This is a genomic window from Micromonospora sp. NBC_01655, from assembly GCF_026339755.1.
Classification (GTDB): domain Bacteria; phylum Actinomycetota; class Actinomycetes; order Mycobacteriales; family Micromonosporaceae; genus Micromonospora.
The window spans coordinates 6,340,961-6,355,487 of the sequence record NZ_JAPEQF010000001.1; the positions used below are offsets into that span (position 1 = coordinate 6,340,961).

11 protein-coding genes are annotated in these 14,527 nt (G+C 75.7%); 5 read left to right on the forward strand and 6 right to left on the reverse strand.

Annotated features, from left to right (window positions below):
• Positions 1-32 precede the first annotated feature (32 nt).
• From OOK41_RS27905 to OOK41_RS27915, 3 genes are all read left to right on the forward strand, one after another.
• Positions 33-1,112, forward strand: coding sequence for an LCP family protein (locus OOK41_RS27905; RefSeq protein WP_266267266.1), 1,080 nt, complete (start codon positions 33-35; stop codon positions 1,110-1,112).
• Between the two features lie 360 nt (positions 1,113-1,472).
• Entirely contained in the window at positions 1,473-2,777 is a 1,305-nt protein-coding gene (locus tag OOK41_RS27910; protein WP_323136271.1) for a sugar transferase, read from the forward strand.
• Between the two features lie 98 nt (positions 2,778-2,875).
• Positions 2,876-4,261 carry a glycosyl hydrolase family 28-related protein gene (locus OOK41_RS27915; protein ID WP_266267268.1) on the forward strand — a complete coding sequence of 462 codons (1,386 nt, stop codon included), beginning with the start codon at positions 2,876-2,878 and terminating at the stop codon, positions 4,259-4,261.
• A 39-nt stretch (positions 4,262-4,300) separates the two neighbouring features.
• Here the strand turns inward: OOK41_RS27915 and OOK41_RS27920 are convergent, their stop codons facing one another.
• From OOK41_RS27920 to OOK41_RS27945, 6 genes are all read right to left on the reverse strand, one after another.
• Positions 4,301-5,536, reverse strand: coding sequence for a hypothetical protein (locus tag OOK41_RS27920; protein WP_117666031.1), 1,236 nt, complete (start codon positions 5,534-5,536; stop codon positions 4,301-4,303).
• A 2-nt stretch (positions 5,537-5,538) separates the two neighbouring features.
• A complete protein-coding gene (locus tag OOK41_RS27925; protein WP_266267270.1) occupies positions 5,539-7,026 on the reverse strand; it encodes a hypothetical protein in 1,488 nt (495 codons plus the stop codon).
• Positions 7,023-8,195: a glycosyltransferase family 4 protein gene (locus OOK41_RS27930; RefSeq protein ID WP_266267271.1), complete on the reverse strand. Its 1,173-nt coding sequence runs from the start codon at positions 8,193-8,195 to the stop codon at positions 7,023-7,025. Before OOK41_RS27930 ends, OOK41_RS27925 begins: the two co-directional genes overlap by 4 nt.
• 5 nt (positions 8,196-8,200) lie before the next feature.
• Complete coding sequence (locus tag OOK41_RS27935; RefSeq protein WP_266267272.1) at positions 8,201-9,316, reverse strand: glycosyltransferase; 1,116 nt, start codon at positions 9,314-9,316, stop codon at positions 8,201-8,203.
• Positions 9,303-10,445 (reverse strand): glycosyltransferase, encoded by a 1,143-nt coding sequence (locus tag OOK41_RS27940; protein ID WP_266267273.1) that lies wholly within the window; start codon positions 10,443-10,445, stop codon positions 9,303-9,305. The genes OOK41_RS27935 and OOK41_RS27940 overlap by 14 nt, the downstream gene beginning before the upstream one ends.
• 157 nt (positions 10,446-10,602) lie before the next feature.
• The gene (locus OOK41_RS27945; RefSeq protein ID WP_266267274.1) at positions 10,603-11,874 is read right to left on the reverse strand and encodes a hypothetical protein; all 1,272 of its coding nucleotides are present in this window, start codon (positions 11,872-11,874) and stop codon (positions 10,603-10,605) included.
• Positions 11,875-11,980: 106 nt separating this feature from the next.
• Here OOK41_RS27945 and OOK41_RS27950 point away from each other — a divergent pair, with 106 nt between their 5' ends.
• Both OOK41_RS27950 and hutU read left to right on the forward strand, forming a co-directional pair.
• Entirely contained in the window at positions 11,981-12,835 is an 855-nt protein-coding gene (locus OOK41_RS27950; RefSeq protein ID WP_117666020.1) for a MurR/RpiR family transcriptional regulator, read from the forward strand.
• A 13-nt stretch (positions 12,836-12,848) separates the two neighbouring features.
• Entirely contained in the window at positions 12,849-14,504 is a 1,656-nt protein-coding gene (gene hutU / locus OOK41_RS27955; RefSeq protein WP_266267277.1) for a urocanate hydratase, read from the forward strand.
• Positions 14,505-14,527 lie beyond the last annotated feature (23 nt).

Sequence of the window (14,527 nt, forward strand, 5' to 3'; positions counted from 1 at the left end):
GGGCGGCGCGCCGAATCAGTAGCATCGCCGCCATGTCTCGTCCCCAGCAGGTCGCGGAGCCGGCCGAGGAAGTCCCGGTCGGGTCGACGCGGGCGGGTGCCGGCGCACAGCCGGCAGCGCGGCCGGCGAAGCGCCGCCGGTGGCGGCGGATCGCGCTCGTGACCGTGCTGGTGGTGGCGCTGCTCGGCGCGGGCGGCACGGTCGCCGGCGTGCTGTGGCTGCGGTCGGTCGAGCAGGGCATCGACCGGGTGGACGCGTTCACCGACGTGCCGGAGGAGGCCCGGCCCGAGCCCGTGGTCCGGGGTGCGCTGAACATCATGGTCCTGGGCAGCGACTCCCGGGACCCGGAGAACAGCTCCGGCTCGCGGACCGACACGATCATCCTGGCCCACCTGCCGAAGGACCGGTCGAGCGCTCAGTTGATCTCGATTCCCCGGGACACCTGGGTGCCGGTCCCCCGCTCGAAGGACGGCCGGCACGGCGGCCGGGAGACGAAGATCAACGCCGCGTTCGCCTGGGGCGGGGTGCCGCTGATGGTGCAGACGGTGGAGAAGTTCACCGGGGTGCGGATCGACCACGTGGCGATGGTCGACTTCGCCGGCTTCAAGGAGATCGTCGACGCGCTGGACGGCATCGAGGTCGACATCGAGCGCGGCTTCACCTCGACCCACTCGCTCAACCCGGACAGCCGGCGCACGTTCGCGCAGGGCCGGCAGACCCTCGACGGCGCCGCCGCGCTGGACTACGCGCGGGAGCGCTACGCGTTCCCCGACGGCGACTTCGCCCGCATCCGCCACCAGCAACAGGTCATCAGGGCCATCCTGGACAAGGCCGCCTCGGGCGGGCTGCTGACGAACCCGGCCCGGCTCAACGCGTTCGTGCGGGCCACCACCGACGCGGTCGCCGTCGACAGGTCACTGTCCCTGGTGGACCTGGCCACGGAGACCCGGCACCTGCGCAGCGGCAACCTCGGGTTCTTCACCTGCCCGACCCGGGGCACCGGCCGGGTCGGCAGCGAGAGCGTGGTGTTCGCCGACAGCGCCAGGGCCCGGTCCTTCTTCGACGCGGTCCGCCGGGACTCGGTGCCGGACATCCTCAAGGCCGGGTCGTAGCGACCGGATGGCCCGTCCGGGTATGGCGACCGGCGGGGGCCGGCCGTATCCTGCCTTCGGCCTGGTGGATCCCGTCGCCGCCGTGGCCGTGACGGGGGAGGTCACGCAACCATGTCCAGCCAACCCACGGTGAGCCGGGACGTCGCGGTCGCCGCCCACGCCGGCGGGGGGCCGCGGCCGGCCGGGGTGCCGCCCGCCGACGACGAGAGCACCGACGCCGAGCCCCCGCCGCAGGGCGACCGGGCGGGCGCGTCCCCACCGGCGGAGGCCGCCCCGGCCCGGCCGGGCCTCGACACCACTGCGGTGCTGCCGTACGCGGGATCGCGGGCGTCGCGACGCACCCGGGGGCTGCGGGCGTGGATGATCACCGCCCCGGCCGACCTGGCCGCGCTCCTGGCTCCGCTGCTGCTGACCACGCGGTTCTGGCGCGGCACCCTGGTCATGGCCGCCCTGACGGTGACCGTCTTCGCGGTGGGCGGGCTCTACCGGGCCCGCCGGCACACCAGCCTCCTGGACGAGCTGCCCAGCCTCACCGGGCGGCTGCTGGCCTGCGGGGCGATCGTCGCCATCATCGCGGCGGTGCGGCACGACCCGGCGGACGACGCCGCCGGCTTCATGCGCGGGGTGGGGGTCTGCGCCGCCCTGGTCATCGTCAGCCGGGCGGTCACCCGGACCCTCGCCGACCTGGCCCGCAGGCGCCGCTGGGTCGAGCACAACGCGCTCGTCATCGGCAGCGGGCCGGTCGCCGCCGAGCTGGCCCGGACGCTGCGCCGCTACCCGCGGTACGGCCTGCGCTTCGTCGGCTGCGTCGACGCCACGGGGGCGCGCTCGCCGGGCCGGCTGCCGGTGATCGGCACGCTGGACGACCTGGAGCGGCTGGTCGAGCTGGTCGAGTGCGAGGTGCTGATCATCGCCGACCCGTCCTGCCCGGAGCCGGCCCTGATGGAGCTGCTCCGCCGCCCGGCCAGCGCCGGGTGCGACCTGTGGGCGGTGCCCCGGCTGTGGGGGTCCCGCACCCACGACGGGAACCCGGACCACATCGGGGCCATCCCGATCGTCAAGGTCGGTGACACCACGTTCTCGGGTCCGAAGTGGGCGGTCAAGCGGGCCTCCGACGTGGTGATCGCCGCGGTCGCGCTGGTGGTGCTGAGCCCCGTCCTGATGCTCTGCGCCCTCGCCACGTACCTGGAGGACCGGCGCGGGATCTTCTTCCTCCAGGAGCGGGTGGGCCGGCACGGGCGGCTCTTCCGGGTCGTCAAGTTCCGCTCCATGCGCCCGGTCGACGAGCACGAGTCGCGCACCACCTGGTCGATCGCGCACGACCGGCGGGTCGGCCCGGTCGGCCGGTTCCTCCGCCGGACGTCCCTGGACGAGCTGCCCCAGCTGTGGAACATCCTCCGGGGCGACATGAGCGTGGTCGGGCCGCGCCCCGAACGGCCACACTTCGTCGAGCAGTTCTCGGCGCAGTACCCGCAGTACGCGATGCGCCACCGGGTCCCGGTCGGGTTGACCGGGCTGGCGCAGGTGAGCGGCCTGCGCGGGGACACTCCGATCTCCGACCGGGCGCGCTTCGACAACTACTACATCGAGAACTGGTCACTGTGGCTGGACATCAAGGTGATCCTCCGGACGGTGGCGGAGTTGTTCCGCGGCGGCCGGCACTGACGGCCGGTGCCGCCCGTCCTCTGCCCGGCCGGGTCGTGGGATCATCGGTCCGGGCCGGTCCAGATCGTTGACCAGGCCGGTTCACGGGAGGGGACCAGATGGCCCACGGAGACCTCGACGGCCCGTCGGGGACATCGGGCGTCAGCCGGCGCAGCGCGCTGCTGCGCGGCGGGGCCGTCGCCGCCGGCCTGGGCACCGCGGCGGTGGGCGTCGCCGCGATGGGCCCCTGGTCGTCGGACGGCTCCGGCGGCCAGGGCGTGGTCGACGTCCGTGAGCACGGCGCGCGGGGCGACGGGCGCAGCGACGACACGGCGCCCCTGCAACGGGCCATCGACGCCGCGGGCCGGGCCGGGGGCATCGTCTTCTTCCCGCCCGGGACGTACCTCACCGGGCGGCTGACCCTCCGCTCCCGGGTGCACCTGCGCGGCTCGGGCGGCGACGCGACCGTCCTGCGGCTGCGGGCCGGGGCGAACTCGGCCATCGTCGAGTCCGACGGGTTCTCCCGACTTGCCGGCACCCGGTCCGACCAGGGGATCACGCTGTTCAGCGTGCGTGATCTCACCCTGGACGGCAACAAGGAGCAGAACCCCTCCGCCGGGTACGGGCTGCGCGTCTACGGCTACGGTTACGAGCTCTCCGAGGTCATCGTCTTCAACTGCCGCAACGACGGCATCGTCAGCGAGTGGGGGCCGGCCGGGGCGCTGCCGGCGCCCTCGCACCAGATGGAGGCCCGGCTGTCGGCGGTGCGCACGCACGGCAACGACGGGCACGGGATCAACTTCCACGGCCCGCACGACTCGATGTTCATCAACTGCCTGACGTTCGAGAACGGGGCGAGCGGGTTCCGGCTGGCCGGCGACTCGATGGGCACGTCGATGGTCAACTGCCATGCCTGGGGGATCAAGCAGAACGTCTCGTTCGACCTGGCCGCCACCGGGATCAGCTGCTCCAACTGCTACGCCGACCTCAACGGCGGGGTCGGCGTCCGGATCTCCCGCAACGACATCCGCTGGATCGGCGGGCTGGTGCTGGGTTACAACCACACCGACCCGCACCCGGAGATCGGGATCCAGTTCGTGCCCGGCGTCCAGCCCGAGGAGCCCTCCGGCTGCCTGGTGGACAGCAAGGTGGTGAACTGCGGCACGGCGGCCGTGGACTTCGGCGCGGAGCGGGGGCTGTCCAGCGTCCGGGTGAGCCTGTCCCAGCCGGGTGCCGTGGACGCCGACGGCCGGCGCATCCCCGGCACCGGCCGCGGCTGGATCGGCACGCCGGCGCCGACCACGCTGGTCGAGATCACCCAGGGCCTCGGGCACCCGGACAAGAACCTCGTGGTGCGGCCCGCGTTCGACCTGCGCGCCGAGGCCGAGCCCGGCCGCCCGGGCGACGGCTCGGTGCGCGTCTTCGCGCGGGACGTCGGCGGTCGCACGCAGTTGTGCGCGCTGTTCCCCAGCGGCGCGGTGCAGGTGCTCGCGACCGAGCCCTGATCCCCGGGTCAGGAGCCGGCGGCCGGGCCGGGTGGCGGGTCAGGGCCCGGCACCGCCCCCGGTCGGCACCGCGGCCCGGTCCCGGGCCGGTTCCGCGACGGGCTCGTCGGCGGTCCACGGCCGCATCCGGGCGAGGAACCAGCAGACCACCACCGCCTCGGCGACCAGCAACTGACCGACCAGGCCGGCGACCCCGGTGACCCAGAGGGCCGACGCCGCGAGCCCGCCGAACGCGAGGACCCGCGACCCGACGGCTGAGACGAGGTAGCGGCGCGGCGCCGCCCAGACCATGTGCCGGGTGGACAGCCAGGTCGCCGCCGTGAGCAGCGCCTTGTAGCCGCAGTACAGGGCGATCACCCCGACGCCGACGGTGGCCAGGTCGGGGGCGACGAGGGCCCGCAGCGGCCCGCTGGCGAGCACCACCGCCGACACCGCCACCAACGCCGCCACGGTCAACGCCCGGGTGCCGGTCCGCCAACGGCCACGCCGGCCGGCGACGACATCCTCCCGGACACTGGCCGACAGCACGACGTGGAACGGGCCGAAGACCAGGTCCATCGCCCGCAGGACGACGACGGCTGCCGGTCCCGCCACGGCGCCGGCCACCGAGGGCAGCGTGACGGTGTACGACAGGTCGACGGCCGCGGCGACGCAGTACACCGAGCCCACCCCCAACCCGCGCCGCAGGCCGGGGCGGACCGCCGTGGGCGCGGCGGCGGGGCGGCGCAGCAGCACCCAGGCCAGGACGGCCACCTGGGCGGGCACCGCGACGACGTCGACCCGCAGGTCGAGGGCGACGAACACGGCGCCGCCGAGCAGGGTCCCGACCGCGGTCAACTGCGGGACGAGGTTCGCCCGGCGGGGCGTGCGGGTGCCCGCGGTGGCCCAGAAGAACGCCTCCAGCGGCAGTTGCAGGAGCACCGGGGCGAGCAGGAACAACCGGTCGGCGGCGCCGGTGTCCGGCAGCGCCACCGTGGCGCACAGGTAGCCCAGCACGGCGACCGGCGCGAGTGTCGCGGCGGCGACTCGGCCCGCCCAGCTCTCCACGTGCCAGTCCGCCGGGACCAGGCCGGCGGAGAGGGGCCGGCCGACCAGGGCCTCCAGCAGCGTGTACGGGACGGCGAGCAGCGCGCCCTGCAACGCCACCGCCGGCAGCCGGTCGGTGTCCGCCCAGGACGCCAGCAGGAAGACGTAGACGCTGCACAGCCGGGTGAGCGCCTGCACCGACAACTGCGAGCCCTGTAGCCGCGCCCCGACGGCGAGCAGCGGTCGCACGCTCAGGCCCGCCGCGCGTCGGTGCCAGAGGTGTCGGGAGCGCCGGAGGTGCCGGGGGCGGGGTCGGGGGCGAGCCAGGCGACGGGCCACGAGGCGGGCCAGGGGGCGGGCGAGGGCGGGTCGTCCAGGCGCAGGCCGTACGCCACGAACGCGGCCAGGCACATCATCGCGCCCGGGTACTCCCACGCCTCGATCACCAGGAACGCGGCGGCCAGGCCGGCCAGCACCGCGACGTGCAGCACGGACGCCGGGTGGTCGGCGGTGCGCCGCCACAGCCGCACCAGTCCGTACCCGATGCCGGCGACCAGGACGACCATCGCCCACAGGCCGTACTGGAGGCCGACGCTGACGAAGTAGTTGTCGACGAAGACCTGCGGGCCGGTCGTCACCCGGGACGTGGTGGCCGCGCCGACCCCGCCGATCCCGCGCCCCCAGGGCGGCAGGTCGCCGCCGAGCAGCCCGGCCCAGACGTCGAACCGTTCGAAGAGGCTGCGGGCGCCGGTGGCGCCGACGGCCGCGAAGCCCACGGCCACGCAGACGACCACGCCCAGGCCCACCAGCCGCGCGCGGCGGCGCCCGGCGGCCCCGCCGGAGCGGTCGAGCAGCACGGCCGCGAGCACCCCCGCCACCACCAGCAGCGCCCCCGACCGGCTGGTGCTCAGGGCCAGGCAGGCAACGGCGGCGAGCCCTCCGGCGTGCCAGGGCCACGGGGCACGCCGGGCGCGCCGGAGCAGCCACAGGGTCACGTAGCCGAGCAGGTACGCGCCGGCCAGGATGCCCAGCTCGCCGTTGAACTCGGTGAGGCCGGGCACCCGGAAGGTGTCGCCGATGTAGCGGACCGCCCGGTCCTCCTCGAAGCCCCAGCGCACCAGCCGGGCCGGACCGACCGCCAACTCCCCGACCGCCGCCACGGCGTTGGCCACCAGCAGCCAGGACAGGGCGGTCAGCACCGTGCGCACCTGGGGCCGGGCCAACGCGGCGAGCACCACGAGCAGCAGCAGCGGGACCAGGGTCAGCCGGACGCCGACGAGGGTCTGGGCCACCCCGTGGTGGGCGACGCCGATCAGGCTCCACACCGCCACGACCAGCAGCACCGCCGCGCCGGCGAGGAGCCGGGTCCGGGTCCACCGGCCGCGCAGCGCGGTGCGCGCGAAGAGGACGCCGACCACCGCGGTGGCGGAGACGCTGAGCACGTACTCGCGGCCCCCGAACGCGTCGCCGACGAGCCCCTGGACGCCGGTCATCCAGAGCCCCAGCGGGGCGTTGAGCACGATCAGCACGTACACCAGGCCGGGCACCGGGCGGACCGCGACGACGCCGAGGCCGGCCAGGAAGAGGGGCGCCACCGGGGAGACGCCGGCCAGCGCGCAGCCGGCGACGGCCAGCAGGAGCAGCCCGCCGCCGATCAGCCAGGGGGTGGGCGGCCGGCGGCGGACCGGCGCCGTTCCGGATGCCGTCGCGGCGGGCCGGCGTCCGGTGTCGGGGCTCATTGGCGGCTCACCTCGGGTCGCTGGTCGGCACCGGCACGGACGCCGACCGTCCGGTAGGTCTCGACGACGGCGTCGACGTGCCGGTCCCAGTCGAGGCGCGCCCCGTCCGCGCCGGCCGACGCGGACATCGCCGCGTACTCGTCGTCGGGTGTCCGGGCGGCGCGGCGCAGCAGTTCTGCCAGCTCGTCCCGGGTGCGGAAGACCAGGACCGAGGTCTCCTCGGCCATCGGCGGCCGGGCCGTGTCACTGGCGATGATGGGTCGCGCCGCCGTCAGCGCCTCCGCGCAGACCAGGCCGAACGTCTCGGCGCACTGGCTGGGGAAGACGAGCCAGCCAGCCCGCAGGAACGCCGCTCGCTTGCCCTCGGCGTCGAGGTAGCCGAGGTACCGCACGGAGCGGGACCGCTCGGCCGCCCGCTCGACCTCGGCGCGCAGCGGGCCGTCGCCGCCGACGAGCAGCGTGCCGCCGACCGCGTCAACGGCGTCCGCCCAGGCGTCGAGCAACAGGTCCACGCCCTTGTGCCGGTCCAGGGCACCGAGGTAGAGGAAGACGCGGCGGTCGCCGGGTGGCCGGTCGCGCGGCCCGGGCGGCAGCGGCACGGCCAGCGGCAGGAGCCGGGTGGCCGGCCGCGCCCCCGGGGCGCCGGCCAGGACCCGCTGGCGGGTGCGTTCGGAGGGGAACAGCAGGGTGCAACGCCCGAGTTGCCGCAGCACCCACCGGGACCGCAGCCGCAGCAGCGCGTCCAGGGCGGCCGAACGGCCCAGGTTGCCCAGGGCGTTGTTGGGGTCGCGGACGGCGTGGTCGTGCACGGAGTGGCAGGTGGGCCACCGCCGCGACAGCCGCGCCACCGGCCGGACGCCGAGCCCCTGCCAGTTGTGCAGGTGCACCACGTCGGGGTCGAAGTCGCGCAGGTCGTCCGGGCCCAGTCCGGTCGGGTCGACCAGGTCGCCCAGGTGGGTGAAGAGCTTGGCCAGCCGGGGGGCGAGCCGGGTCAGGCGGGCCGAGAGCCGCTCGCCGACCGGCCGGTCCTCCGGGTGCTCCCCGTCGGGCGTCCGGCTGTAGACGCGGACCTCGTGGCCGCGGTCGGCGAGCGCCCGGGACAGGTCCCGGACGTACCGCTCCGCGCCGCCCCGGACGGCGAAGCCGGAGTGCACCATGGCGATCCGCACGGCTGTCACCGCCCGGCCGGGCGGGCGTCCGCCGGTACCCCGGCGAGCAGGTCGGCGAGGTGGGCTGTCGCGGTACGCCAGGACCGGCCGCACTCCCCCACCGGCGGCCTGGGCGCGGTCGTCGCCTCGGTCACGGCGTCGACGAGGGCGCGCGGCGTCCAGCTCGTCATCCGGGCCGCCCGCCCGCCGGTGGCCTCGTGCAGGGCCGGATCGGGGGAGACGACGACCGGCGTGCCGAGCCGCAGCGCCTCGGCCGCCGGCAGCCCGTAGCCCTCGAAGTGGCTGGGCATCAGGAACGCGGCGGCGCCGGCGATCGTGGCGGCGTACCCGTCCTCGGGGAGCCGGTCCAGGAACAGCACCCGCTCCGTCGCGGCGCAGCGGGCGACGGCGGCCTCGAACTCCGGCACCCGCTGCCCGCCGGTGAGCACCGCGAGCACGTACCCGGGCAGGTCGGGCAGGGCGTCGACGGCGATCTCGACGCCCTTGTGCGCGGCGTGCCCGGTCACCGCCAGGTAGCGCCCGCCGCCAGCGACCCGCGCGGCCAGCGGGGCGGGCAACGGGCCGGGGGCGGTGCCGAGGCTGCTGCCCGGGTGCCAGACCGCAGTGCGGTCGTCGCGGACGCCGTACAGGCCGAGGAGGTCGTGCCGGGTGCGGGCGCTGACGCAGAGCAGCCGCGCGGACCGGCCGATCGCGGTGCCGTAGCTGATCCGCCGGTACTGCCGGACGGCGCCCGACAGCCCGTGCGGCCAGAGCCGGAACGCGAGGTCGTGCACGACCGTGGTGACGGGCAGCCGGCTGCCCCGCACGGCGAGCGACGGGCTCAGCGACAGCACCCTGGTGGCGGGGGCGGCGCCCCGGTCGACGCGGCCCGTGACGCCGCGCAGGGCGGTGGCCGCGGACGCGATCGCCCGGGCCCGGTCGGCCGGCTGCCGGCTGACCACCTCGACCTGGACGGCCGGGTCGGTCGGGGGGACGACCCAGTCGGGTGGCGCGGCGACGACCCGGAGCCGCTGCGGGCCGGGCCAGTGCCGGACGACCTCGGTGAGCACCCGGGTGATCCCGCCGTCCCCGACGCCGCTGCACTCGACGACGGTCGTGCCGACCCGCTCAGCCGGACTCATGCGCGACCCACTCGGCCATCCGGGCCGCGAAGCTGTCCCGCCCGAACCCGACCGCGTGTCGGCGGGCCCGGTCGGGGTCGAGCCCGTCGAGCCGCCGCAGCGCTGCGGCGTGGCGGGTCGGATCCCGCGACGCGACGAGGAACCCCGTCTCGCCCTCCACGACGGTCTCCAGCAGCCCACCTGCGCGCAGCCCGACGACCGGGGTGCCGCACGCCTGGGCCTCGACCGGGATGATGCCGAAGTCCTCGTGCGCGGGGAACAGCAGGGCTCGGGCACCCCAGTACAGCTCCCGGAGCCGCTCCCGGCCGGGCCGCGACTCGAACGTCACCGGGACGTGCACCCGCGCGGCCAGCCGGCGCAGGCGGGCCTCCTCCGGGCCACCCCCGGCGAGGACGAGCGGCAGGCCCGCCTCGGCTGCCGTCGCGATCATCAGGTCGAAGTTCTTGTACGGGATCCACCGCCCGACCCCGAGCAGGTACTCGCGGTTCTGGTTCCGCTCGGCGGCCGGCGGGGCGGCGAAGAAGTCGACGTCGACGGGTGGGTGGATGACCACCGCGTCGCGCCCCCAGTACCGGCGGATGCGGGCCTGGACCTCACGGGAGTTCGCGGCGTAGGCGTGCACGTGTCGACTGAGCCGGACGTCCACCGCCTGCAGGGCCCGTCGTGGCCCGCTCAGCAGCCGCCCCGCGCCGCGCCCGTCGAAGTCGGGGCTCCAGACGTACCGGGCGGGCGAGTGGACGTAGCTCAGGTGCCGCGTCCGCTCGGGCGGACCGAACCGGGCCGTGTGGGCGAAGGCGTGGCTGGAGGAGATCACCACGTCGTACCCGGCGGGACGGGCGGCCCGCCAGGCCAGCGGCAGGAACGGCAGCGCGAGGGCCTTGCTGCGGCGCAGCGGCGTCCGGGCCAGCCAGGACTCCCGCAGGCGCAGCCGGTCCCGGGGGACGGCGGACTCGGCCCAGAGCACGAACCGGTCGGCGTGCGGGATCAGGTCGGCGATGGCCAGGAAGACGTTCTCGGAGCCGCCGGCCGCGCTGAACCACTCGTGGACGAGCGCGACGGAGCGCCCGGCCAACAGCGGCGGGCCGACGCTCGGGGCCGGCACGGGGCCGGCGTTCTCGACCGCCGTCATGACTTGTCGCCCAACCCGATGCTCCCCAGGGACACGGGGCGCCACCTCGGAGCGGGCGCCCACGGATCCGCCTGGACGGGCGGTGTCACACCGGTCCCCCGACGGCCGTGTCCATTAATGACGCCGCCGCAACCGTTGTCAACTCCCGCGACGGCCGTCAGCTGGTGCGCCGCCACAGGTCCCGCAGCGCGTCCCAGTTCCCGCCGACGCCGGCCTCGCAGAGGGTCTCCAGGTAGAGCGCCCCGAGCCCGTCGTCGCGGTCCCACCACACCCCGCAGATCGTCCGGCCGTCGTCACCCTTGAAGGCGTACTCGACGTAGCTGCCGGCGGCCCCGCTGACGCCGCCGGTGGTCCGGGTGGCCTCGCGCAGGCCGGGGGCGAGGGAGCCGCCGGCCAGGTTGAGCTGCTGCCGGTAGGCCCGCGCGGCATCCTTGGTGGACCTGACGTCGTAGAGGCCGAAGTGCAGGGACAGCCCGCCGTAGCGGCAGAACACGTGCCGCTTCTCGTCCGCCGGCCGCTTCGGCCCGCCGACCTCGGTGTCGGCCGCGCAGCCACCCATCCGGGACAGCCAGGGCTCGGCCAGCGGCGCGAGGTCGCCCTCGAACTTGGCCTTGTTGAGGGAGAACTGGTTCGCCTCGAACGGCGCCAGGGTGGGGCTGGCCGAGGGGGCCGGGCCGGGAGCGGCCCCGTCGTCGCCGAGGGTGGTGCCGACGAACACCCCGGCGCCGCCCGCGACGACCGCCGCCAGCACCACCATCGCGACCCAGAGACCGGTACGGCTGCGCCGGGGCGGCTCCACCGGCGTGATACGCCGGCCGGGCGCGGAGAACGTGTCGTACGGCGGGGAGCTGCCGGGCGTCGGCTCGGCGGCCGGTGAGAGCGGCGCGCCGGAGACCGGCTGCGGCGTCACCGCCCACGGCTGGGGCACCCAGGGCAACTGGGGCGGGCCCGACGTCGGCTGCGGGGGCACCGACACCGGCTGGGGCGGCGCCGACGTGGGCAGCGGCGAGGCCGAAACCGGCTGCGGCGAGGCCGAAACCGGCTGCGGCGAGGCCGAAACCGGCTGCGGCGCCGCCGAAACCGGCTGGACCGGGGCCGGCGGGGGTGGCGTGCCGCCCGCCACCGGCCGGTAGTCCATGCCGAGGGTCTGGAACAGCCGGTGCGGCACGCCGGACTCCTCCGGCGGGTAGGCCGCCCAGGGGTGGGCGGCGTAGAAATCGGCGGCGAGGTAGCGGTGGCCGTCGGCCGCCTGGGCGAGCGCGTTCACCGCGTTCGCGAAGGCCTCCCGCCAGCGCTGGTCCGCCGCCGCTGCGCCGTCCAGCACCACCACGAGCGCGGGCCGCCCCTGACCATCCAGCGCGGACCAGGCCCGGCCGACCTGGCAAGCCCCCATCACCTCGGTGAACCTGTACGGACCGTCCGGCTGCATGTGCCCCACTCCTCTGCTCACCCGCCGTGCGGATAGTACAGAGACAGCGCGACAACGACGGTGCTCACGGGTTGCCTCTGAAAGTTTTCATGCATAGAGTCGCCGCATGAATGAGCCAGGCACCAGCGCGGCATCCGCCGACCGGGTGGCCGACCTGTTCCGGGGCGTCCGGCTCACCCCGACGCAGCGCCGGATCGCGCACAGCCTGGTGCAGCACGCCGCCGCCGCGGCGTACCTCTCCGCGGCCGAGGTGGCCGAGCTGGCCGGGGTCAGCCAGCCGTCGGTGACCCGGTTCGCCGTGGCGCTCGGCCACGACGGGTACCCGGCGCTGCGCCGCCGGCTGCGCGAGCTGGTCGGCGCGGCCCCGGGCGGGGCCTCCGGTGGCGGCAACGAGCTGCAACGCGCCGTCCGGGCCGAGCTGGGCAGCCTGGAGCGGCTGGCCGGGCAGCTCGCAGACCGGGACCGGATCGCCGAGACTGGCAGGCTGCTGGCCGCGAGCCGCCCGCTGCCGGTGCTCGGGCTGCGGGCCGCCGCGCCGCTGGCCGCGTACTTCGCGTACTTCGCGGCCAAGGTGCACCCGGACGTGCGGGTGCTCGACGACGGCGGCAGCCTGCTCACCGACCGCCTGGAGCAGGCCGCCGAGGCCGGGGCGAGCGCCCTGCTGGCGTTCGTGCTGCCCCGCTATCCCCGGGAGACCCTGGACGCGCTGCGCGAGGCGCAGGCCGCCGGGCTGACCGTGGTGGCCATCACCGACTCGCCGGTCAGCCCGGCAGGCGAGCACGCCGAGGTGGTGCTCGCCGCCGCCGTCGGCACCGACCTCGTGTTCGACCTGCACACCGCCCCGATGACCCTGGCGATGGTGGTGCTCCAGGCCATCTGCGACGCCGCGCCCGCCGAGACGCAGCGCCGGCTGGAGGCGTTCGAGTCCTCCGCCGCCCGTCGCCAGTTGTTCCTCGGCTGAGAGGAGACCCGAGATGCCCGAGCCCGTCCGCGCCGCCCGAGGCGCCACGCTGACCGCCCGGGGGTGGCCGCAGGAGGCCGCCCTGCGGATGCTGATGAACAACCTCGACCCCGAGGTGGCCGAGCGGCCGGACGACCTGGTCGTCTACGGCGGCACCGGGAAGGCCGCGCGGGACTGGCCGTCGTACCACGCGCTGGTGCGCACGCTGACCGACCTGCGGGACGACGAGACGATGCTGGTGCAGTCCGGCCGGCCGGTCGGCGTGCTGCGCACCCACGAGTGGGCGCCCCGGGTGCTGCTGGCCAACTCCAACCTGGTCGGCGACTGGGCCACCTGGCCGGAGTTCCGCCGCCTGGAGCAGCTCGGCCTGACCATGTACGGGCAGATGACCGCCGGGTCGTGGATCTACATCGGCACCCAGGGCATCCTCCAGGGCACGTACGAGACGTTCGCCGCCGTCGCCGCGAAACGATTCGGTGGAAGCCTGGCCGGGACGCTGACGCTGACCGCCGGCTGCGGCGGGATGGGCGGGGCACAGCCCCTCGCGGTGACCATGAACGGCGGCGCGTGCCTCATCGTCGACGTGGACCGCACCCGGTTGGACCGCCGGGTGCACGACCGCTACCTCGACGAGGTGGCCGACTCCCTCGACGACGCGGTGGAGCGGGCGCTCGCCGCGAAGCGGGACCGTCGGGCGCTCAGCGTCGGCGTGGTGGGCAACGCCGCCACCGTCTTCCCCGAGCTGCTGCGCCGGGGCGTGCCGATCGACATCGTCACCGACCAGACCAGCGCCCACGACCCGCTTTCGTACCTGCCGGAGGGGGTGGAGCTGGCCGACGCCCGGGACTACGCGAAGGCGAAGCCGGCCGAGTTCACCGACCGGGCCCGGGCGTCGATGGCCAGGCACGTCGAGGCGATGGTCGGCTTCCTCGACGCCGGGGCCGAGGTGTTCGACTACGGCAACTCGATCCGGGGCGAGGCGCGCCTCGGCGGGTACGAGCGGGCGTTCGACTTCCCCGGTTTCGTGCCGGCGTACATCCGGCCGCTGTTCTGCGAGGGGAAGGGCCCGTTCCGCTGGGCGGCGCTCTCCGGCGACCCGGCCGACATCGCCGCGACCGACCGGGCCATCCTCGACCTGTTCCCGGAGAACGAGTCCCTCGCCCGGTGGATCCGGCTGGCCGGCGAGCGGGTCGCCTTCCAGGGCCTGCCGGCCCGGATCTGCTGGCTCGGCTACGGCGAGCGGGACAGGGCGGGGGTACGGTTCAACGAGATGGTCGCCTCCGGCGAGCTGAGCGCGCCGGTCGTCATCGGCCGGGACCACCTGGACTGCGGCAGCGTGGCCAGCCCCTACCGGGAGACCGAGGCGATGGCCGACGGCTCCGACGCGATCGCCGACTGGCCGCTGCTCAACGCGCTGGTCAACACCGCCAGCGGGGCGTCCTGGGTGTCCATCCACCACGGCGGCGGGGTCGGCATCGGCCGGTCCATCCACGCCGGCCAGGTCTGCGTCGCCGACGGCACCACGCTCGCCGGGCAGAAGATCGAACGGGTGCTGACCAACGACCCGGCGATGGGCGTGATCCGGCACGTCGACGCCGGCTACGACGCCGCCCGCGAGGTCGCCGACCACACCGGCGTGCGGGTGCCGATGGCGGAGGGCCCGGCGTGACGGCGGGCCACGCAGGCCACGCG

Bases quoted from the DNA above. Each gene is read 5' to 3' on its own strand.
- OOK41_RS27905 (WP_266267266.1), top strand. From the start codon at position 33: ATGTCTCGTCCCCAGCAGGTCGCGGAGCCGGCCGAGGAAGTCCCGGTC.
- OOK41_RS27910 (WP_323136271.1), top strand. From the start codon at position 1,473: ATGATCACCGCCCCGGCCGACCTGGCCGCGCTCCTGGCTCCGCTGCTG.
- OOK41_RS27915 (WP_266267268.1), top strand. From the start codon at position 2,876: ATGGCCCACGGAGACCTCGACGGCCCGTCGGGGACATCGGGCGTCAGC.
- OOK41_RS27925 (WP_266267270.1), bottom strand. From the start codon at position 7,026: ATGAGCCCCGACACCGGACGCCGGCCCGCCGCGACGGCATCCGGAACG.
- OOK41_RS27935 (WP_266267272.1), bottom strand. From the start codon at position 9,316: ATGAGTCCGGCTGAGCGGGTCGGCACGACCGTCGTCGAGTGCAGCGGC.
- OOK41_RS27940 (WP_266267273.1), bottom strand. From the start codon at position 10,445: ATGACGGCGGTCGAGAACGCCGGCCCCGTGCCGGCCCCGAGCGTCGGC.
- OOK41_RS27945 (WP_266267274.1), bottom strand. From the start codon at position 11,874: ATGCAGCCGGACGGTCCGTACAGGTTCACCGAGGTGATGGGGGCTTGC.
- OOK41_RS27950 (WP_117666020.1), top strand. From the start codon at position 11,981: ATGAATGAGCCAGGCACCAGCGCGGCATCCGCCGACCGGGTGGCCGAC.
- hutU (WP_266267277.1), top strand. From the start codon at position 12,849: ATGCCCGAGCCCGTCCGCGCCGCCCGAGGCGCCACGCTGACCGCCCGG.